We start from the raw sequence: 22680 nt of genomic DNA, 5'->3' as shown, positions 1-22680 counted from the left end.
TTGACTATAAAAATAGCACCCGGTTAAAGGGGGTTATAAACAGACAATATTATTTCACCGCAGCCGATCTCTATCTGCAGGTTAATAAAAGGTAACAGCGCAGGCTGTTACCTTTTTAATTGTTACAACCTGGCTATATTTACTCTCGTTTATTCACCCACTCTTTCGCGAAACACATCTGAGACTCAAATATTTTTTTAATAATTAAAAAAGTTTTATTTAAATAAAAACAACAACTTAAACAATAAACCCATGATAAAAATAGGGTCTTACCCGCGAATTAGCCGGGCCTATATGATCCACATCAAATTCTTTCCTATACTCCTTTGTTAGACTTTCCTCGCTGATTACTTTTGGGAGGACGTTAGTGTGAAAGCTGGCAACCCCTTTGATTTATTATTACCGTCAGAAATGGCGAAAGTTGCTGAAGATGCAGGTGTCTATAAAGCAACGAAACACCCCTTCACCACATTTTTTCTGGCAATTACCGCTGGAGTCTTCATTTCCATCGCCTTTGCTTTCTATATTACTGCGACAACGGGTACGGCTGCTGTCCCATGGGGGCTGGCAAAACTGGTTGGTGGTATCTGCTTTTCACTGGGTCTGATGTTGGTTGTGGTTTGCGGTGCTGACCTGTTTACTTCCACTGTTCTCACCGTGGTTGCTAAAGCCAGCGGTCGTATCAGTTGGGCGCAGCTCGCACGCAACTGGATTATCGTCTACGTCGGTAACTTTATCGGTGCCATCTTATTTGTCGCTCTGATTTGGTTTGCCGGGCAATACATGGCGGCCAACGGTGCCTGGGGACTGAATGTCCTGCAAACCGCTGACCACAAAATGCACCATACCTTCACTGAAGCAGTCTGCCTTGGCATTTTGGCGAATCTGATGGTGTGCATGGCAGTATGGATGAGTTACTCCGGTCGTAGCCTGATGGACAAAATGTTTGCCATGGTGCTGCCAGTTGCGATGTTTGTTGCCAGTGGATTTGAGCACAGCATCGCCAACATGTTTCTGGTCCCGATGGCGATCATCATTAAAGACTTTGCGACTCCCGAATTCTGGCAAGCTACCGGAGCAAGTGCAGAGCAGTTTTCGCACCTCACCGTTGGCCATTTTATTACCGATAACCTGATCCCGGTGACGCTGGGCAATATCATCGGGGGTGGTTTGCTGGTTGGTTTAACTTATTGGGTAATTTATCTGCGTGATGGCGATCATCACTGATTCACCCACTAACAGAATCTTGCAACTGTCGGTGTGATGTCACCCGGCGGGAACGTACAACGAACTTCACGTTATAAGGTAGGTATCAAATGACCGAGCTTAATCAAAAAATGGCGACAGCCTGGGAAAGCTTTGCACAGGGCGAATGGCAGACCAGCGTTAACGTCCGTGACTTCATCCAGAAAAACTACACACCGTATGAAGGCGATGAAGCGTTCCTGGCCGGTGCCACTGAGGCAACGACTGCTCTGTGGGATAAAGTGATGGAAGGCATCAAACAAGAAAACCGCACTCATGCACCGGTTGACTTTGATACTGACCTGCCATCAACCATCACCTCTCACGATGCGGGCTATATCAATAAAAGTCTGGAAAAAATCGTTGGTCTGCAGACAGAAGCCCCTCTGAAACGTGCGCTGATCCCTTTCGGTGGCATTAAGATGGTTGAAGGTTCGTGCAAAGTGTATGGTCGCGAACTTGACCCTACAGTGAAAAAAATCTTCACCGAATACCGTAAAACCCATAACCAGGGTGTATTCGATGTCTACACTCCCGATATTATGCGTTGCCGTAAATCAGGTGTGCTGACGGGTCTGCCTGACGCATACGGTCGTGGCCGTATCATTGGTGACTACCGCCGCGTAGCACTGTACGGTATCGATGCATTGATGAAAGACAAATTCGCTCAGTTCACCTCACTGCAGAGCGATATGGAAAACGGTGTTAACCTGGAAGCGACAATTCGCCTGCGCGAAGAAATTGCCGACCAGCATCACGCACTCCAGCAGATTAAAGAGATGGCAGCAAAATATGGCTGTGATATCTCTGGTCCGGCAACCAATGCAAAAGAAGCTGTACAGTGGACCTACTTCGGTTACCTGGCTGCGGTGAAATCTCAGAACGGTGCGGCGATGTCCTTTGGTCGCGTATCGACCTTCCTGGATATCTACTTTGAACGCGACCTGAAAGCAGGCGTGATCACCGAGCTGGAAGCACAGGAGCTGATCGACCACCTGGTGATGAAGCTGCGTATGGTACGCTTCCTGCGCACTCCTGAGTACGATGAGCTGTTCTCAGGTGACCCAATCTGGGCGACAGAATCACTGGCAGGTATGGGCGTTGACGGCCGTACCATGGTGACTAAAAACACCTTCCGTTTCCTGAACACCCTTTACACCATGGGTCCTTCACCGGAACCCAACATGACCATTCTGTGGTCTGAAAAACTGCCACTGAACTTCAAAAAATACGCGGCAAAAGTGTCCATTGATACCTCTTCTCTGCAGTATGAGAATGATGATTTGATGCGCCCTGACTTTGACAATGATGACTACGCCATTGCCTGCTGTGTAAGCCCGATGATCGTCGGCAAACAAATGCAGTTCTTCGGTGCGCGTGCCAACCTGGCGAAAACCATGCTGTATGCCATTAACGGCGGCGTGGATGAAAAAATGAAAATGCAGGTTGGCCCAAAAGAAGCGCCAATGATGGATGAAGTGCTGGACTACGATAAAGTGATGAACCGTATGGATCACTTTATGGACTGGCTGGCAAAACAGTACGTCACTGCGCTGAACGTTATCCACTACATGCATGATAAATACAGCTATGAAGCGTCACTGATGGCACTGCATGACCGTGATGTTTACCGTACTATGGCTTGCGGTATCGCAGGTCTGTCCGTTGCAGCTGACTCCCTGTCTGCTATCAAATACGCCAAAGTATCCACCATTCGTGATGAAGATGGCCTGGCCGTAGACTTCAAAATCGAAGGTGAATATCCGCAGTTCGGTAACAACGATTCACGTGTGGATGACATTGCCTGCGACCTGGTTGAACGTTTCATGAAGAAAATTCAGAAACTGCAAACCTATCGTAATGCAGTGCCAACTCAATCCGTACTGACCATTACCTCTAACGTGGTGTATGGTAAGAAAACGGGTAATACCCCAGACGGACGTCGTGCTGGCGCACCATTCGGGCCAGGTGCAAACCCAATGCATGGTCGCGATCAGAAAGGTGCGGTTGCCTCTCTGACCTCCGTTGCTAAACTGCCGTTTGCTTACGCAAAAGATGGTATCTCTTATACCTTCTCCATCGTGCCAAACGCACTGGGCAAAAACGACGACGTACGCAAAACCAACCTTGCCGGTCTGATGGATGGTTACTTCCATCACGAAGCCAGCATCGAAGGTGGTCAGCACCTGAACGTCAATGTGATGAACCGTGAAATGCTGCTGGAAGCAATGGAGAATCCGGAAAAATATCCGCAGCTCACCATTCGCGTATCAGGTTATGCAGTACGCTTCAACTCACTGACCAAAGAGCAGCAGCAGGACGTGATTACACGTACCTTTACACAGTCTATGTAAGTAGCCCGCGCTTATACAGGCTCCCTCAGGGAGCCTGTTCACCACCAGCCGGTTTTTTCAGTCGCCTGATACGGACGCCTGCCAAAACAGACTTAACACAGCTAAAGACTGTGTCACCGTGGAGAATTCATCGCAATGTCAGTACTCGGTCGCATCCACTCTTTTGAATCCTGCGGGACCGTTGACGGCCCCGGCATCCGTTTTATTACCTTCTTCCAGGGCTGCCTGATGCGCTGCCTGTATTGCCATAACCGTGATACCTGGGATACGCACGGTGGCAAAGAAATCACCGTAGAAGAACTGATGAAAGACGTGGTGTCATATCGCCACTTTATGAATGCCTCTGGCGGTGGTGTTACCGCATCCGGTGGAGAAGCTATCCTGCAAGCCGAATTCGTACGTGACTGGTTCCGTGCCTGTAAAGCTGAAGGGATCAACACCTGCCTGGATACTAACGGTTTTGTTCGCCGCTATGACCCGGTGATTGACGAACTGCTGGACGTTACCGATCTGGTGATGCTCGACCTTAAGCAGATCAATGATGACGTCCATCAGATTCTGGTCGGCGTATCCAACCACCGTACACTCGATTTTGCCCGTTATCTGTCCAGGCGTAACATTCGCACCTGGATCCGCTATGTTGTTGTGCCAGGCTATTCTGATGATGATGAATCGGCTCATCGTCTGGGTGAGTTCACACGCGATATGGGCAATGTTGAGAAAATCGAACTGCTGCCCTATCACGAACTGGGCAAACATAAGTGGGTGGCAATGGGAGAAGAATACAAGCTGGATGGTGTTCATCCACCGAAAGCCGACACGATGGAACGGGTTAAAAGTATTCTCGAAAGTTACGGTCACCACGTGATGTATTAGCGGTTCGGACTCATCTTCAGTGGTTAAAAAAGGCTGACCAGAAGGTTAGCCTTTTTAATGCGTGTTTTATGCGTGCGCCACAGGATTAGCATGATGATCGGCCTTACGCAGCAACATCGCCAGATATACCATGGCGACCCCGGCAATCATTACAAACAGCAAGCGGTCTGAATAGCTTTGCATCAGCATTGAGGTCATCGTCGGCCCCACCAGGCTGCCGACGGTATAACTCAGCAGCAGCGCCTGATTCATCGCAACCAGTTCGTGGTGGGCAACGGTTTCACACGCCCAGGACATCGCCACCGGATAAAGAGTAAAACCTGCGCAGCCGAGTATAAATAAGGCGGGTGCCATCGCAGCATTACTCAGCATCGCCAGAGCCCCGAGGATCACCACAAACACCTGTACCCGCAACACCAACAGACGTCCGTAACGATCGGCAAGACGGCCTACCGGCCACTGGCCAATGATACCCGCACTCACCAGCAACGCCATCCAGTAACCCACCGTTGAGTCACTCATCCCCTGATGCGAAAGATAAAGCGGCATCAGACCATATAACGAGCCCAGAACAATGCCTGAAATAATACAGCCATTGATACCAAGACGCGCATTACGCCGGCGCAACATCGGCCAGAGTCTCCCTGCGGGTGTTTCTTGTTCCCCTTCCTGGCTGGCTGTGACACGGCAAAACACCAGTGGCAGAACCGCCGCCAGAATGACACTGCTGACCCAGGGGAGCACGTGCATCAATTCAGTCGAGACTTTGCTGACCAGTAATTGCCCGATAACCGTGCCAATATAATAAATGATCATATAGGCAGCCAGCAGTCGCCCTCGGTTACGCAGCGTCCCGTTACATAACAGCGCACTTTCCACCACAACCCAGATCAGTGCACAGCCAATACCAGCCACAAAGCGCCACAGCGTCCAGGACCAGAAGCCGGTACCCAGCGCCAGTGCCAGCGTTGCCAGTGCAAAGACCAGAGAGGCGAGATAATAGCTACGGTTAAAGCCATAGCGTTTGATAACCCAACCCGCAATCAGCGTTCCCAGCAGGTTCCCGCAGTAATATGACGAACTGACCATCCCCACCTGCCAGGTCGGCAGTGCATCATGCGTGAGCCAGAGCGGCACCAGCGTATTAAGCACAGCAATAGAGACTGTTAGCAGCAGCAGGCCGCACAGCAGCACCAGAACAGGACGTGACCAGGTGGACATAATAATTGGGGGACCGAAAACGAGGGAGATTTTGCGCGCATCATGCCACTGAGCAGACGATTGGAAAAGCACAATAAAAAAGCAATAGCACGATTTGTAGCTACGCGATTTAAAATTTTTATCTTCAATGGCTTAGAGCCGTTTAGCAGAGGACTGCCGACGGAATTATCTTATTGAATTCGCATAGAATAAGTCAGAATAACATCACAATTATCCATCATTATTTTTGCTCAATCTCTGACAATAAAAAACCCGCCAGTGGCGGGTTTTCAAAACACTGTTCAGGGCGACTATCTTGCTTGTCGCCCCAAAGCTGTGGGGGATCAGCCAATAAACTCCAGGCCTTTCATATACGGACGCAGAACATCCGGCACGGCGATACGGCCATCGGCTTGCTGGTAGTTTTCCAGTACCGCAACCAGAGTACGACCCACTGCAAGGCCGGAGCCATTTAGGGTGTGCACCAGGCGTGTTGCTTTCTCACCACGTGGGCGGCAGCGTGCTTTCATACGACGCGCCTGGAAATCGCCCATATTGGAGCAGGACGAGATCTCACGATAGGTATCCTGCGCTGGCAGCCACACTTCCAGATCGTAGGTTTTGTGCGAACCAAAGCCCATGTCGCCAGTGCAAAGCAGCACTTTACGGTATGGCAGGTTCAGCAGTTGCAACACTTTCTCTGCATGACCCACCAGTTCTTCCAGCGCATCCATTGAGTCTTCAGGCCGTGTGATATGCACCATTTCAACTTTATCGAACTGATGCATACGGATCAGACCACGAGTGTCACGACCATATGCACCAGCTTCGGAGCGGAAACATGGCGTATGTGCAGTCATTTTGATCGGCAGTGACTCTTCTTCCAGGATCTCATCGCGTACCAGGTTGGTCAGCGGGACTTCGGAGGTCGGGATCAGAGCATAGTTGCTGCTGGAGGCTTCTTCTTCCAACGGACGTGTATGGAACAGGTCTTCGCCAAATTTAGGCAACTGGCCCGTGCCGTACAGGCTGGCATGATTCACCAGGTAAGGTACGTAGGTTTCCAGATAGCCATGCTGCTCAGTATGCAGATCGAGCATGAACTGGCTCAGAGCACGATGCATCAGTGCAATCTGGCCTTTCATCACGATAAAACGGGAACCGGTCAGTTTAACTGCGGCGGCAAAATCGAGGCCTGCGGCCATTTCGCCCAGCTCAACGTGGTCTCGCACCGCGAAGTCAAACTTGCGCGGCTCACCCCAGCGACTGATTTCCTGGTTTTCACTGTCATCTTTGCCCAGTGGAACCACATCCGCAGGGATATTGGGAATGGCCATTGAAAAGTCATTGATGCTGGTTAACAGTGCATCCAGCTCTGCTTTTGCAGCGTCCAGGCGTTCGCCCAGTACGTTCACTTCCTGACGCAATGGCTCGATATCTTCCCCACGTGCTTTGGCCTGCCCGATGGATTTGGATCGCGAGTTACGCTCTGCCTGCAGATTTTCAGTTTCGACCTGCAGTACTTTACGACGCTCTTCATGTGCGCGCAGCGTATCAACGTCCAGCTTATAGCCACGGCGTGCCAGTTTTTCAGCGACTGCGTCTGGCTCAGTACGCAGTAGATTGGGATCGAGCATGCTTGTCCTGTGATGATTGATTGAGTTAAAAAAGAAGGGGCGCACCGACATATCGAATGCGTTGAATTCATTGCTAACCTTACCGCAACGTCACTGTCAGCGGTAGCGTTTTGTCGGGCTATTTTGATCCTGTTCAATCAACCAGGCGAGCTTTTCGCCAATCTTCCCTTCAAGCCCACGCGTGGTCGGATGGTAATAGCGGGTTTGTGCCATTTGCGCCGGGAAATAGTCCTCACCTGCTGCATACGCGTTAGGTTCATCGTGGGCATAACGGTATTCCGCTCCCAGCCCCATTTCTTTCATCAGTTTGGTTGGCGCATTACGCAAATGTTCAGGAACATCATAATCCGGGCTTTCACGCGCATCACGCATGGCCGCTTTGAAAGCGTTATATACCGCGTTGCTTTTTGGCGCGCAGGCCAGGTAAACAATCGCCTGAGCGATCGCCCGTTCACCTTCAGCCGGGCCGACACGAGTAAAACAATCCCAGGCAGAGATCGCCACCTGCATCCCACGCGGATCTGCGTTGCCAACATCTTCTGAGGCGATCGCCAGCAAACGCCGCGCGACATACAGCGGATCACCACCTGCGGTAATGATCCTTGCATACCAGTAAAGTGCCGCATCCGGGGCCGACCCTCGCACTGATTTGTGCAGCGCCGAGATAAGATCGTAGAAACGGTCACCTTTATTATCAAAGCGTGCGCTACGCTCGCCAGATACTTCGTTGAGCAATTGTGGCGTTAGTTCACGCTTGCCTTTGCTATTCACCTCAGCCATATCGGCCATCATTTCCAGCGTATTTAGCGCGCGGCGCGCATCGCCGTTGACCAGCTCAGCAATCATATTGCGGGTATTTTCCGGCAGGATGATGTTGTCATTACCATAGCCACGCTCACCGTCTTGCATCGCCTGGTCCAGCACGGCAGCAATGTCTTCCGTGGTCAGGGATTTCAACAGATACACGCGGGCACGCGATAACAGCGCTGAATTCAGTTCAAATGAGGGATTTTCCGTTGTAGCACCGATAAAGGTAATGGTGCCATCTTCAATATGTGGCAGAAAAGCATCTTGCTGGCTTTTATTAAAACGGTGAACTTCATCAACAAACAGGATGGTACGCCGACCTGCATTGCGGTTTTGCCGCGCACGCTCAATCGCCTCACGGATCTCTTTCACCCCGGAGGTGACAGCGGAAATGCGCTCAACGTCAGCCTGTCCATAGTGACCGATAATTTCGGCCAGCGTGGTTTTCCCCGTCCCCGGAGGTCCCCATAGAATCATCGAGTGAAGATGACCCGCCTCAATAGCACGCGGCAGCGGTTTACCCGCTGCCAGCAGATGCTGTTGGCCAATATACTCGGCCAGGGTGCGTGGCCGCATACGCGCGGCCAGAGGCTGAAACTCATTACGGGAAAAGTCGAGGGACAGGTTACTCACGCAAACCTCACTGACGCTGGTCGTCCACAGTCACACCTTTAGGCGGCGTGAATTTGAACTTATCGGCACTGATGCTGCCATTTTGCTGGCTTTTCAGCGTATAGCAGCTGCGCTGCCCATCCTGCTCTACCGCGCTGAACTGATTGATAGTGCCGTTAGTTGCCACGTTGATGGTGAACTGCTTCAGGTTGCCATCGGCATTTTTCGGCGTCAGAGAGAAGTCATTCCCTTTTTGCGCAACGTTGTATTGTTTCCAGTCACTTGCCTGGTTACGAGCAATCAGCATAAAGGGTGTGTTGCTGGTGGCATCTTTCACCCAGCTGGCGCTAACCTGCTCAACAAACGGATTGTAGAACCACAACGTTTTCCCATCGGAAATCAGGGTGCTTTCATCCGGCGCAGTCATATGCCAGTTGAACAGGTTAGGACGCTGAACCCACATCTCGCCTTCGCCATCCTGCACCGATGCGCCACTGCTGTCGGTCACTTTCTGACTGAACGTGGCATGGAAACTTTTCACCTTATCCAGGCGTTGCTGCAAATCGCTGGATGCATCAGCCCAGGCAGTAACCGAGGAAAAAGCAGCCAGCAGACAGCAGGAAATCATTAATTTTTTCATTACGGCATCCTTATTGAAACTCTTGTATCCCGTTCGGGTTAAGCGTGACGTGGATAACTTTAGCCAGGCGCTGATAACAACAACAGGAGAAAAAACTGAATTCTCCGGGCCGTACCATGCAGATATTGGGACTGCTGTCAGGAATTCAACGGGCCAGACAGTGCCTGACCCGTTGAGAGTTATCGAAAGAAGAAGACTTAACGCTCATGCGGCGGTGGTGCCAGCACCTCACGGTTACCGTTGTGCCCCGGGGACGAGACAATCCCCTGCGCTTCCATCTGTTCAATGATGCGCGCGGCACGGTTATAACCAATACGGAATTGCCGCTGTACACCGGAAATGGAGGCGCGACGCTTGTCGACGACGAACTCTACGGCCTGGTCGAACAACTGGTCCAGCTCTTCGTCACCATCCACGCCACCCGCACCCGATTCAGCATCTTCACCGCCGCTGAGGATACCTTCTTTATACTGAGGTCGTTCGCGTGCCTTCCAGTCTTTCACTACGGCATGCACTTCCTGGTCACGAACAAAGGCGCCGTGGACACGGACCGGAATAGAAGAGTTCGGTGCCAGATACAGCATATCACCCATGCCAAGCAAAGATTCTGCACCCGATTGATCCAGAATGGTACGTGAGTCAATTTTACTTGATACGGTAAAGGCAATACGTGTCGGGATATTGGCCTTAATCAGACCGGTGATCACATCCACTGAAGGTCGCTGTGTGGCCAGTACCAGATGAATCCCCGCCGCACGTGCTTTCTGTGCCAGACGCGCGATCAGCTCTTCCACTTTTTTGCCAACGGTCATGATCAGGTCTGCAAACTCATCCACCATCACCACGATATAAGGCTCTTTTTCCAGTACCGGTGGGGTCATATCCATGCTGTCGGTTGGCTTCCAGAACGGGTCAGGTATAGGACGCCCCATCGCCTCAGCCATATCCACCTTCTCGTTATAACCCGCGATGTTACGCACACCCAGTGCCGACATCAGCTTGTAACGCCGCTCCATCTCAACCACACACCAGCGCAACGCATTGGCCGCATCTTTCATGTCTGTAACAACATCGGTTAACAGATGTGGAATACCTTCATACACCGACAATTCGAGCATTTTCGGGTCGATCATAATAAAGCGCACTTCTTTAGGCGTGGCTTTATACAGGATACTGAGGATCATGGCGTTAACGCCTACTGACTTACCGGAACCGGTGGTACCGGCAACCAGCAAGTGAGGCATTTTGCCCAAATCGGCCACCACCGGATCGCCGGAAATATCTTTGCCCAGCACAATTGACAGCGGTGAGGGATTATCACGGAATGCCGGGCAATCCAGCACTTCCCGCAGATAAACCGTCTGGCGATTTAGATTAGGCAACTCCAGCCCCACATATGGGCGGCCAGGGATAACTTCCACGACACGCACGGCTACGGCCGACAATGAGCGCGCCAGATCCCGCGAGAGGTTAGAAATGCGCGCAGCTTTTACGCCCGGTGCCAGATCCAGCTCAAAGCGGGTGATAACCGGACCCGGTGAGTACCCTACCACCTCAGCCTTAACGCGATAGTCAGCCAGCCGCGCCTCAATCAAACGAGCGGTCTGTTCGAGCGCAAACTGGTCTACCGGTTCCGTTTCGGCTGGCGGCGACGATAACAAATCGAGCGTTGGCAGCGGCGTGGTCGGTTTGTACGTTGGCTGTTCATGACGCATCAGGAACGGATGGATTAAGCTGTCCATATCCGGTTCTTGCGGCTTCACAGGCTGGGCCGTCACAGGAGGTGCGACAGGTGCAGCGGCCGGTTGCCACGCAGGAGGAGCCTGCATAATGGTGGCCGGTGCCTGCGGTTGCGCCTCTTCTGGCTGTTGCCACTGTGACTGAACGGGGGCAACGGGCTCTGCTTCCGGTGTTGCCGACAGTGTAAACAGCGGCTCAGTCGGGCCATCATTGACCAAATCGTCCATGGGTGAGAAATCGAAAGCACCGGAGGTATCAAGCGTAAAGGTTGGGCTTTGGACTGGCGTTTCGGCAGCATAACGTTGCTGCTGCTGCTCAGCGAACTGGCGCGCCAGCGCCGCTTGTTCCAGCGCTTCTTCATCGTCAGCAGCAAACTCTTCACCGTAACGCTGCTGTTCCCGTGCCAGGAACGCTTCACGAAGCTGTGCCTGTTCCGCAGCATCCTGCTCGTCAGGCGGGATACTCTGCCAGGCATCAACTTCAGCAACCTCTGGCTGCTGTAACTCCTGCTCTTTGGCTTTTTCTTCCGCCATTCGCTGCGAAGGCAGCTTAATACCATACGAAGCCAACTCGCGGCGGGTCGGCAATTTAACCGGGTTCGGACGCGGCAGCTCAGGGCCAATACCCTGCTTGACCTGCGGATTCAGATCGTCACCGCTGGTTGCCGTAAAACCGGGCATAAATGGCGTATTACTACTGGCAGATTGCGCAACCGCACCAATCGCAGCACCGGTGGCCACCGCCGCTACGGAGGCTGGATGAGAGGCATGTGGCGTGGAGAAATCAAACGGCGAAGCCGCTGATGTATCCTGCCAGTTACCCATCTGCGGACCGTCTTCTTCATCAACCGGTAACGAAGGCGCTGGCGTCCGGGCATCTGCTGGCACTTCAAACCGATAGAGCGAAGGTTGTGGTGGCGCTACTGGCGTGGAAATCTGTACCTCAGCCTGAGCTGCGTATTACTCCACGGGAGCAATCACCGGCGCAACGGGGGCAATGGTAGCTTGTTGCGCAGCAACCGAAACAACATCGCTGGATGCAGGTTTTGCCAACAGCGGATCGTCCTGCTCATCATCCTCTTCTGCGTAAACAGGCTGCGGTTTCGTCAGCAGTACGTCGTCGTGATCGTCAGCACGCATCGGCGTGCTACGCACAGCAACTGGCGCATCCACTTCATCTTCATCTTCATCGTCTTCATGCCATTTCTCATCAGCACGTGAGCGATTACTGGCAAAAGTCAGGATCCCCATCACCACGCCACCAATCTTTTCGGCAATCGTCAGCCATGACCAGCCGGTATAGAGCGTCAGCCCCGCTGCCCAGATGCACAGCAGCGTCAACGTGCCGCCCGGCCCGCTAAAATAGGGAGCCATCGCATTGCTTAATAAGCTGCCGATCACGCCACCAGACGCAAAGTACCAGATATCATCGGCATTCAACGCGGCCAGACCACAGGATGTCACCACCAGCGCCAGCACGCCAATCATGCGCAAACCAATGGCAAAATAGTCGATGTAATCCTGGAAGTAGCGTCGGCTGAAAGTGATCCAGCACAGGCCTAAAATCACGGGAGGAAGCGCATAGGCCATGACGCCAAAGATGAAGAATAGCGTATCTGCAAGCCACGCCCCAACGCCACCACCGATGTTGTGGATAGGTTCGTGCCAGGCGGTTTGTGACCAACTGGGATCGGAAGGATTGAAGCTCACCAGCGCCACCATCAGATAAATGGCGAAAAGAGCAACAACAATTAATAGCGCTTCCAGCAGGCGACGCCCGCTGCTCAACGGTTCTAACGAAACGTCTTTATCTTCTGTGTATTCCTGGCTCAAGAGTACTCTCCAGGTGCCTGTAAACTATGGAGGTAACAGCGCCGGGCAAGCCCGGCGCTGAACCTGTATGAATTCACAGGAGTGTACCGAAAACTAACAGGTTTTGCACCTACCCTGTGTTACCGGGTTTTAATCACTAACCGGTTACTTTGTTTCACTTCTTCCATGACCACATAAGTACGGGTATCGTTTACACCCGGCAGACGCAGCAAGGTTTCACCCAGCAATTTACGGTACGCAGACATATCTGGCACGCGGGTTTTCAGCAGATAGTCAAAATCACCGGAAACGAGGTGACACTCTTGAGTTTCCTCAAGTTTTTGTACTGCGGCGTTAAACTGCTCAAACACATCAGGCGCACCACGATTCAGAGTAATCTCAACGAATACCAGCAGTGATGCATCCAGGTAGTGCGGGTTTAACTGGGCAGTGTAGCCGAGAATAAAGCCCTGTCGCTCCAGACGGCGAACGCGCTCAAGGCACGGCGTGGGTGATAAGCCTACGCGCTTGGAAAGCTCGACGTTAGAAATACGCCCATCTTTCTGCAGTTCATTCAGGATGTTGCGGTCAATTCTGTCAAGGTCTTTACCCGGCCGTTTTTTATTGTCTACAATTATTATTGTCTCTCTTAAATTTCTTCCCTTTACCTGCCATACCCTGAACGACTCAATGTAACAGGGTTGATCTAAGTGAAGACATAGAGCCTGTCGCGGTATTAAACGCCCTATCTGCATGACGCATGTTGTCTGTCCACACCATGCGTCATTCCAAATAACAGGCTGAGTATATCGGGCGATAAACGCAAAATCCGGGATGAAACCCTGACTGACGTGACCAAATACACTCTGCTTCCCATAATGTTTTCGCAAATGCGCAGCCGATTGTCAAAGCAAAACAAACAAAATCAGTACAACATGCCAAGGTGAATGCTGTCTGTCTGTTTTTCAATGACAATTTTGTCGCAAAAACGCCAAAAAGTGGTCCAAATGGCATGATACTCATCAGCACAATTCGTTGTGCAGCCAACGATTGGTTAAACCTTTTTCATAAATTGTTAACAAAATCGCAGAATACTTTTTTTGCCTCGCTAAATTCCCTACAATCCGGGTATAGGTTTGCCAGTTAATTAATGAGGGTTTCATGGGAACGGCTAAACACAGTAAATTACTGATTCTGGGCTCGGGCCCGGCAGGTTATACCGCTGCCGTGTATGCAGCCCGCGCTAACCTGAACCCGGTGTTGATCACCGGTCTGGAAAAAGGGGGTCAGCTGACCACCACCACAGACGTGGAAAACTGGCCAGGCGATCCGAACGAGCTGACCGGGCCACTGCTGATGGAACGTATGCACGAGCATGCGGTGAAATTTAACACCGAGATCATTTTCGATCATATCCACAGCGTGGATCTGCAAAACCGTCCATTCCGGCTGACCGGCGATGAAGGTGAGTACACGGCTGATGCACTGATTATCGCTACCGGCGCATCCGCTCGTTACCTGGGGCTGCCTTCAGAGGAAGCGTTCAAAGGTCGCGGTGTTTCAGCCTGCGCCACCTGTGACGGTTTCTTCTACCGTAATCAAAAAGTTGCCGTGATTGGCGGTGGTAACACCGCAGTGGAAGAAGCCCTTTATCTGGCGAATATCGCCGCCGAAGTGCATCTGATCCACCGTCGCGATAGCTTCCGTGCGGAAAAAATCCTGATTGACCGTCTGAATGAAAAGGTCAAAAACGGCAATATCGTGCTGCATACTGACCACACGCTGGATGAAGTGCTGGGCGATCAGATGGGCGTCAGCTCATTGCGTCTGCGCTCCACCAAAGACGATCAGACTAAAACACTGGAAGTCGCAGGCTTGTTCGTTGCTATCGGTCACAGCCCGAACACCGCTATCTTTAATGGTCAGTTAGCACTGGAAAATGGTTACATCAAAGTCCAGTCCGGACTTCAGGGTAATGCCACGCAGACCAGCATTCCGGGCGTATTCGCCGCAGGTGATGTGATGGACCATATTTACCGCCAGGCGATTACCTCTGCCGGAACGGGCTGTATGGCCGCCCTGGACGCAGAGCGTTATCTTGACGGTTTAGTTAAAAATAATCAGTAAGTTGTTAAAACTCTGAGCTAATCTTGCCTAAGGCGACGAGCAATTGTCGCCTTTTTATCCTCCGCATTGTAACATTGCCGCGCTTGACACCTATCTTCCTGGGGCCTTTGCCTCACTACTGTTTACGTCAGGGCAATACGGCAACAGATGAATAAAACACGACAACAACAACTCACCCGCTGGCTGAAAAGTCAGAGTGTGCACGGCCATCGCTGGCTGCGCCTCTCATACCTGCTAGGCACATTGAGCGCCCTGCTGATCTTAGCCCAGGCCTGGTTTCTGGCATCGCTGCTTCAGGCCCTGCTGATTGACCATCAGCCGCGTGACAGCCAGCTGCTGCATTTTATTCTGCTACTGGCCTGCTTTGCGGGTCGTGCCTTTATGGCATGGCTGCGCGAAAAAATAGGTTTCAAAACCGGCCAGGCTATCCGCCAGACCCTGCGCCGTCAGGTATTGAACCGTCTGTCTGAGCTGGGACCCGCCTGGATTCAGGGTAAACCCGCCGGGAGCTGGGCCACATTGCTGCTGGAACAGATTGAGGAGATGCAGGATTACTATGCGCGCTATTTGCCTCAGATGCTGCTGGCGGGGATCATCCCGTTGCTGGTATTGATCCTGCTGTTCCCGGTGAACTGGGCAGCCTCGCTGATCCTGCTGGCGACTGCACCATTGATCCCCTTATTTATGGCGATGGTGGGAATGGGTGCGGCCGATGCAAACCGCCGTAACTTTCAGGCGCTGGCACGTCTGAGCGGTCAGTTTCTTGACCGTCTACGCGGGCTGGAAACGTTACGTCTGTTTCACCGCGCACAGGCTGAAACCGCCACCATCGCAGAAGCGTCCGAGCAGTTCCGTCTGCGCACCATGGAAGTGCTGCGCATGGCGTTTCTGTCCTCGGCGGTACTGGAGTTCTTCGCTTCAATCTCCATTGCCCTGATCGCGGTCTATTTTGGTTTCTCTTATCTTGGCGTCTTCAATTTTGGTCACTACAGCACCCCGGTTACCCTGTTTGCCGGGTTCCTCGTGCTGATACTCGCCCCTGAATTTTATCAGCCACTGCGTGACCTTGGGACTTACTACCATGCCAAGGCACAGGCGATTGGCGCCGCCGATGCGCTGCAAACCTTCCTGGAAGAGAGTGAGTCTGCCTCCGTTGAACGCGGATCGCTGACTCCGGACCTGAGTAATGGATTGAATCTGGTGGCCCAGGGCCTGGTCATCACCACGGCAGAAGGCACACCGCTTGCGGGTCCACTGAGTTTTACTTTACGACCGGGACAACGCGTGGCGCTGGTCGGGCAAAGCGGTGCGGGCAAAACTTCGCTGATGAATGTGCTGCTCGGCTACCTGCCCTATCGCGGTTCGCTGCTGATTAATGGCACAGAGCTGCGAGATATCGCTCTGCCGCACTGGCAGCTGCAGCTGGCCTGGGTGGGCCAAAACCCGCACCTTCCCGCCGGTACACTGCGGCAGAACATTTTGCTGAGCGGGAATAGCGATGAAGCCCGTCTGCACCAGGTGCTGGCACTGGCGGGGGTTAATGAATTCCTCTCACAGTTACCCGCAGGTCTTGACAGTGAAACCGGTGATCAGGCTACGGGGCTTTCTGTCGGCCAGGCGCAGCGTGTTGCCGTTGCACGTGCGTTGATGAAGCCCTGTCAGCTGCTGCTGCTGGATGAACCTGATGCCAGCCTCGATGCGCACAGTGAACAGCATGTTAACCACGCGCTGTTACAGGCTTCTCATGCACAGAGTACGCTGCTGATCACCCACCAGCTCGATCGCCTGGATCAGTGGGATGAAATCTGGCTAATGCGCAAAGGCGAAATTGTTCAGACAGGAAGCTGGGAGGCTCTGGCCCATCAGCCAGGCCCGTTTGCAGACCTGATGGCCCAGCGAGGAGGATCGCTCGAATGAAAACCCTGCTGCCGTTTTTAACACTTTATCGTCGCCATATTCTGCGGTTACTGGCGGGCATTGTGCTGGCGGTGCTGACGTTGCTGGCCAGCATCGGCCTGCTGACGCTGTCTGGCTGGTTCCTCGCCGCGACGTCTCTGGCGGGCGTCGCCGGGATCTACAGCTTTAACTATATGCTTCCTGCCGCCGGGGTTCGCGGCACGGCAATCAGCCGTACGGTGGCACGCTACCTGGAGCGCCTGGTCAGCCACGACACTACCTTCCGTGTGCTTCAGCATCTGCGGGTATTCACCTTCAGCAAGCTGCTGCCGCTCTCTCCTGCCGGTATCGCCCGTTTCCGTGAAGGCGATTTGCTCAATCGTCTGGTGGCGGATGTGGATACGCTGGATCATCTCTATCTGCGTGTCATTTCACCGTTGGTGGGGGCGCTGGCCGTCATTGTCGTGGTGACGGTCGGCCTGAGCTGGCTGGATACCAGTCTGGCACTGACCCTTGGCACACTGATGCTGCTGACGCTGATTGTTATCCCACCTGTGTTTTACCGTGCCGGGCTGCCGGTAGGCGCTGATTTAACTCGCCTGCGTGGCGAATATCGCAGCGGCCTGACCCGCTGGCTTCAGGGGCAAGCCGAATTAAGTCTGTATGGGGCTGCCAGCCAGTTCCGCAGCACAATGAATGCCACCGAACAGGCCTGGCTGGCAGCGCAACAGCGTCAGGCGAGCCTGACCGGGATGTCTCAGGGACTGGTGATGTTGATGGGTGGCATCGCCGTCACGCTGCTGTTGTGGTTAAGTGCTGCTGGCATCGGCGGCGATCCTTATCCCGGTGCTTACATTGCGCTGTTTGTCTTCTGTGCACTGGCCGCCTTTGAAGCGCTGGCACCGGTCGGTACCGCATTCCAGCATCTCGGCCACGTTATCGCCTCAGCAAAACGCGTTTCGCAGATTATCGAACAGCGCCCGGCCGTTAACTTCACAGCGGAAAGTGGAACATCGCAGGGTGCTGGTGCGGCGCTGAGCCTGAGTGATGTCAGCTTCCGTTACGGCGAAGGCCCGTACGCCATTGCCGGGCTGACGCTTGAGATTGGCGCTGGCGAACATATCGCCCTGCTCGGTCGGACTGGCTGCGGCAAGTCCACGCTGTTGCAACTACTCACCCGCGCCTGGGACCCGCAACAAGGGACTATCCTGTTAAATGATCAACCGCTGACTGACTGGAGTGAAGCCGATTTACGTGCCCGCACCAGCGTGGTCACCCAGCGTGTGCATCTGTTCAGCGCCAGCCTGCGTGACAATCTGCTGCTGGCCGCACCGGCATGCCACGATGAGCAGCTGTGTGATGCCCTTCATCAGGTCGGGCTGGAGACATTGCTGGAGAATGATCAGGGACTCAATGCCTGGCTGGGTGAAGGCGGTCGTCAGCTTTCCGGTGGGGAGCTGCGCCGACTGGGTCTGGCGCGCGCGTTGCTGCACGGCGGCGATTTAATGTTACTGGATGAACCGACGGAAGGCCTGGATGCAGAAACCGAACAGCAGATCCTGGCTTTGCTGCGCCAGGTCGCCCGCGGGAAAACCCTGATTATGGTGACGCACCGTCTGCGGGGTCTGGCACATTTCGATAGAATTTGTGTTATGGATAGCGGCCAGATCATTGAACAAGGCAATCACCAGGAATTAGTCTCAAAACAGGGCCGATACTGGACATTTCTGCAGCGCTTTGCGCTATAGTCATTACCTCTCGTGCTGATGAGTATTGCCCGATGCGCCTGATCCAGCTCTCACGTGAATCGCTTAATTTCCCGCCGCCAGAAATGGCGTTGCGGGAACCCAATGGCCTGCTGGCAATGGGGGGAGACCTCAGTCCGCAGCGTTTGCTTAACGCCTATCATCGGGGCATTTTTCCGTGGTTTTCCCCTGGCGATCCCATCCTCTGGTGGTCACCCGATCCGCGGGCAGTGCTGCTGCCTGAACATTTCCATCTCAGCCGCAGTATGAAACGCTTTCATCAAAAATCCGCTTATCAGGTCACACTGAATCAACAATTTCAGCAGGTGATAGAAGGCTGCGCCAGCGATCGTAATGAAGGAACCTGGATCACCCATGAGGTGAAACGCGCGTGGCAAAAGTTGCATGAGCTGGGCCACGCACAGTCGATAGAAGTATGGCGTGGTGAAGACCTGGTCGGCGGTATGTACGGGCTGGAACTGGGGCAAATCTTTTGCGGTGAATCGATGTTCAGCCGCAGCGAGAATGCCTCAAAAACGGCATTGCTGGTCTTCAGTGAGTACTTTCAGCAACAGGGTGGCAAGTTAATCGATTGCCAGGTGCTTAATCCTCATACCCTCTCTCTGGGCGCACAGGAAATTCCCCGCGCGACCTACCTGCAATATGTCCATTCTCTGGCGCATCAGCCTCTTTCTGCTGATTGCTGGCAGCCACGCCGGCTTTTTTAATGCAATCCTTCTATGTTTTGCACGCAACAGGGCAAGAACAGTGATATAATATGCGCGTTTGGTATGTCGTCCGCCTTTCACCGGTACAAGATGGTGATGCGGAATACCAGGCTGGGAATCTCAACGCACCTTTTCAGAACTGTTTTAATCGTGCGACCAAAGCATATTTTAAACAGATTCTTAGCCCGCTGTTCCCCCACGCTGACGTCACTGACTCCAGATTAATTCGTAATCCGTCTGCGCCAGGTGCGCGTCAGAGGGATTGATGTGGATGAATTCATCCGCAATTCTTTACTTAATACGTGAAATTCGGCATTATCTCGCCGGTTCAAAACTAAGGTAGTCCACCTAGAGGATTCGATGGCCAAAGAAGACAATATTGAAATGCAGGGTACCGTACTCGATACGTTACCTAACACCATGTTCCGCGTTGAATTGGAAAACGGTCACGTGGTTACCGCTCATATCTCCGGTAAAATGCGCAAAAACTACATCCGCATCCTGACGGGCGACAAAGTCACTGTAGAGCTGACCCCGTACGACCTGAGCAAAGGCCGCATTGTCTTCCGTAGTCGCTAAGTGACCCATTCTGAGGTGCTGCCGCGTTAATCGCGCCAGCAGTACCGATAAGCCAAACCGGACTGCTTTCAGTCCGGTTTTTTTATGCCTGAAATATATTGATTCAAGCCCCCTAAAGTGCCGTTGCCCTTTGCCGATATATCAGATAATTCCTAAAAATGGACGGGATAATCCCGCCAGAATAACTCTGATGGTGGCAAACACAATGAATAAAGGCTTACTTTCTTTTCCTCTTAAACCCCTGGTGATTGCCCTTGCGGCAGCGCAAAGCTTCTCTGGCCTGGCGCTGGCCGATCCCTTGTCGGTGATTGATAATACCTATCCAGGCAATACACCATTTCTTATCCAGACGGGCACCCTGACGATCAATTCCGATGCCAGCATCAATAGTTTTTCCGATGCGCTAACCAACGAGCAGCACACCCTGCTGATAGACAATAACGGGACTCTTTCCTCGGAAATCGGCTCTGCCGTCTATAACCTGTCAACTATCGACCTTTTGCGCAATGGCCAGACCGGTGTTATGAAACAAAATAACTATGGCCCGGGCAATTCAAATGGGGTGATCTATAACGACAACGGCGCCACCATTACCACACTGGAAAACAGCGGAACCATTACCAGCAGCAACACTAATGGGCCCATTTTCCCGCAAAACCGGGCCGCCATTGTTAACAATGGCACCATTACCACGCTAAACAATAAGGAAGGCGCCACGATTTCAGGCAACGGCGGCGCTATTGTCAACAACGGCACCCTGACTGTACTGAATAACGCCGGCACCATCAGAGCAACCAACGATTATTTTCTGTACCAAAATTCCAATGATGCCATTATTAATACCGCCGTCCTGGGGGTTATCAATAACAGTGGTACGATTGCCGGTAATATCACCAACACCACCAGTAATGAGCTGGTGATCAATGGGGGTATAAATCGTCGCGGTTCGCTGATCGGTAGTAACCAGATGATTTATGCGTTCTCATTACCAACATCCTCACTGATATCCTCACCGGTCGGAGCGATAAACAGCACCGATGCTGATGTCCGCTTCCAGAAGGGGCAGCTGCTGCTAAACGACAACGTGTACCTGGGCGGCACTCATACCCTGACCAACAATGCTGACGTTCTGATTAATGAGAGTCTGAAGGTCGACGGCAACTACCATCAGACCGCTAGCGCGATCCTGCGTATTGGGGTTTCCGATGCCTCCCAGGCACTGGGAAGCGCACTGGATAGCGGCTATGGAAGATTGAACGTTAGAGGAAATGCAGTGATTGATGCAGGGTCTTCAATCAAATTACTCAATACAGGCAGCTATGGTTTTGCCGATGGTCAGCGCTATGTGGTGATCAAAGCCAGTACTGCCGATTATAATGCCAGCAAACTGCACTACAGTGCTGACACGTTTAATGGCACAGTGACAGGTACAGCGATTAGCGACGAAGTCAGTAATACCGACAACCTGGTCGTCTATCTGTCCGGCGGTAATAACAGCGGTGGCGGTAATAACAACGGTGGTGGCAATACCCCAACCACGGGCAGACCGCTTCCGACGACTGGCAATGCCATCTCTTCACTGAATGGTCTGTCGAGCTACAGCGGCATCTCCTCCCCTGCGCTGCTGAATCTCTTCAACGCCTCAAAAACCATCACCACGGAAGCAGAAGCCAACCGCATCGGCGAGCAGCTTTCGCCAGGCCAGAACAGCATGGCGTCCGCCGCCACCTCGGCCGCATCCATGGATGCCCTGGGCGTGGTTGGCACGCATCTGGACGGTCTGCGCATCACCCCGGGCGCCAGCGCACGCGGTATCGCCACCGGTGATGACAGCCTCGACTGGGCCGCCTGGGGTAAACCTTTCTACGGCAGCGCGCGTCAGGGCATGGTCGATAACGTCAGTGGTTACCGCGCCCATTACGGCGGCCTGGTGCTGGGTGCTGACCGTCAGATTCTGGATAGCTGGCGTGCCGGTGCGGCGTTAAGCTACAGCCGCACCTCAGTTAAAGGCCAGGATAACGTGAAAGGCAGCAGCAGCGACGTTGACGCATGGGGCGGCATTCTTTATGCCACCTACAGCGGCGAGCCGTGGTTTGTTAACCTCAGCACCAGCCTGACCCGTCAGTCTTACGACAGCCAGCGTCAGGTGGCCTTCGACGGCTTCAACGACAACGCCAGCGCGCACTTTACCGGGCAGCAGGTGGCACTGAAGTCGGAGGTTGGTTACCCGCTGGCATTAGGGGCTAACACTACGCTGACCCCGCTGGCCAGCCTGAGCTACAGCTACCTGCATCAGGGCAGCTATCAGGAAAACAGCGACAACGGCAGTGCACTTGATGTCGACAGTGCGCACAGCCAGTCGGTCGAAAGCAGCCTCGGCGGTAAACTGGCGCACAGCTGGTCAACGTCTGTCGGCGACCTGTCTCCGTTTGTCCAGGTAATGTGGAGCCATCAGTACGATCGCAGCCCGATGACCACTAATTCCGGTTTCAGCGCGGACAGTCTGGGGGAAACCCGCTTTACCTCGCAGGGTGCCCGCCAGGCTTCAGACAGTGCAGATACCAGCGTCGGTGTTTCACTGGCTCATGCCGATGACCTGACCCTGGAAGCGCGTTACGACCTGCAAACTGCACCGCAGTTCATGGGTCAGACCGTCAGTCTGCAAGTGCGTAAGCTGTTCTAA

At 53.1% G+C, this 22680-nt stretch carries 14 protein-coding genes and 2 pseudogenes; 9 read left to right on the top strand and 7 right to left on the bottom strand.

Annotated elements, in window-relative coordinates:
* Positions 1-369: 369 nt before the first annotated feature.
* The 3 genes from focA (at position 370) to pflA (ending at position 4475) form a co-directional block, all read left to right on the top strand.
* Positions 370-1227 carry a formate transporter FocA gene (focA, locus tag WH279_RS04110; RefSeq protein WP_159337134.1) on the top strand — a complete coding sequence of 286 codons (858 nt, stop codon included), beginning with the start codon at positions 370-372 and terminating at the stop codon, positions 1225-1227.
* A gap of 89 nt (positions 1228-1316) precedes the next feature.
* Positions 1317-3599: a formate C-acetyltransferase gene (gene pflB / locus WH279_RS04105; protein WP_339455094.1), complete on the top strand. Its 2283-nt coding sequence runs from the start codon at positions 1317-1319 to the stop codon at positions 3597-3599.
* 135 nt (positions 3600-3734) lie between these two features.
* Positions 3735-4475, top strand: a complete 741-nt coding sequence (gene pflA, locus WH279_RS04100; RefSeq protein ID WP_200640726.1) for a pyruvate formate lyase 1-activating protein — start codon at positions 3735-3737, stop codon at positions 4473-4475.
* 66 nt (positions 4476-4541) lie between these two features.
* Here pflA and WH279_RS04095 read toward each other — a convergent pair whose 3' ends face one another.
* The 7 genes and pseudogenes from WH279_RS04095 to lrp form a co-directional block, all read right to left on the bottom strand.
* The gene (locus WH279_RS04095; RefSeq protein WP_200640728.1) at positions 4542-5696 is read right to left on the bottom strand and encodes an MFS transporter; all 1155 of its coding nucleotides are present in this window, start codon (positions 5694-5696) and stop codon (positions 4542-4544) included.
* Between the two features lie 323 nt (positions 5697-6019).
* Complete coding sequence (gene serS, locus WH279_RS04090) at positions 6020-7312, bottom strand: serine--tRNA ligase (protein ID WP_133841043.1); 1293 nt, start codon at positions 7310-7312, stop codon at positions 6020-6022.
* 96 nt (positions 7313-7408) lie between these two features.
* Complete coding sequence (locus WH279_RS04085; RefSeq protein WP_200640732.1) at positions 7409-8752, bottom strand: replication-associated recombination protein A; 1344 nt, start codon at positions 8750-8752, stop codon at positions 7409-7411.
* 7 nt (positions 8753-8759) lie between these two features.
* A complete protein-coding gene (lolA, locus tag WH279_RS04080; RefSeq protein ID WP_339455093.1) occupies positions 8760-9371 on the bottom strand; it encodes an outer membrane lipoprotein chaperone LolA in 612 nt (203 codons plus the stop codon).
* A 197-nt stretch (positions 9372-9568) separates the two neighbouring features.
* Positions 9569-11608, bottom strand: a pseudogene (locus WH279_RS22710) (DNA translocase FtsK); the annotation flags it as partial.
* A pseudogene (locus WH279_RS22705) lies at positions 11608-12943 on the bottom strand (DNA translocase FtsK 4TM domain-containing protein); the annotation flags it as partial. The pseudogenes WH279_RS22710 and WH279_RS22705, both read right to left, overlap by 1 nt.
* 119 nt (positions 12944-13062) lie before the next feature.
* On the bottom strand, positions 13063-13557 hold the full coding sequence (gene lrp / locus WH279_RS04070) for a leucine-responsive transcriptional regulator Lrp (RefSeq protein WP_006118610.1): 495 nt from the start codon (positions 13555-13557) through the stop codon (positions 13063-13065).
* Positions 13558-14083: 526 nt separating this feature from the next.
* Between lrp and trxB the strand changes: the two genes are divergently transcribed.
* The 6 genes from trxB to WH279_RS04040 all read left to right on the top strand — a co-directional run bounded on the left by trxB (position 14084) and on the right by WH279_RS04040 (position 22680).
* A complete protein-coding gene (gene trxB, locus WH279_RS04065; RefSeq protein ID WP_133841048.1) occupies positions 14084-15049 on the top strand; it encodes a thioredoxin-disulfide reductase in 966 nt (321 codons plus the stop codon).
* Between the two features lie 147 nt (positions 15050-15196).
* Positions 15197-16966 (top strand): heme ABC transporter permease/ATP-binding protein CydD, encoded by a 1770-nt coding sequence (cydD, locus tag WH279_RS04060; protein ID WP_339455092.1) that lies wholly within the window; start codon positions 15197-15199, stop codon positions 16964-16966.
* A complete protein-coding gene (gene cydC, locus WH279_RS04055) occupies positions 16963-18693 on the top strand; it encodes a heme ABC transporter ATP-binding protein/permease CydC (RefSeq protein ID WP_339455091.1) in 1731 nt (576 codons plus the stop codon). The genes cydD and cydC overlap by 4 nt, the downstream gene beginning before the upstream one ends.
* A 32-nt stretch (positions 18694-18725) precedes the next feature.
* On the top strand, positions 18726-19418 hold the full coding sequence (gene aat, locus WH279_RS04050; protein WP_339455090.1) for a leucyl/phenylalanyl-tRNA--protein transferase: 693 nt from the start codon (positions 18726-18728) through the stop codon (positions 19416-19418).
* Positions 19419-19778: 360 nt separating this feature from the next.
* Complete coding sequence (infA, locus tag WH279_RS04045) at positions 19779-19997, top strand: translation initiation factor IF-1 (RefSeq protein WP_002211347.1); 219 nt, start codon at positions 19779-19781, stop codon at positions 19995-19997.
* Positions 19998-20202: 205 nt separating this feature from the next.
* On the top strand, positions 20203-22680 hold the full coding sequence (locus WH279_RS04040; RefSeq protein WP_339455089.1) for an autotransporter family protein: 2478 nt from the start codon (positions 20203-20205) through the stop codon (positions 22678-22680).

Source organism: Erwinia sp. MYb375 (assembly GCF_037479175.1).
Classification (GTDB): domain Bacteria; phylum Pseudomonadota; class Gammaproteobacteria; order Enterobacterales; family Enterobacteriaceae; genus Erwinia; species Erwinia rhapontici.
This window is presented reverse-complemented; position numbering and strand designations above follow the sequence as displayed.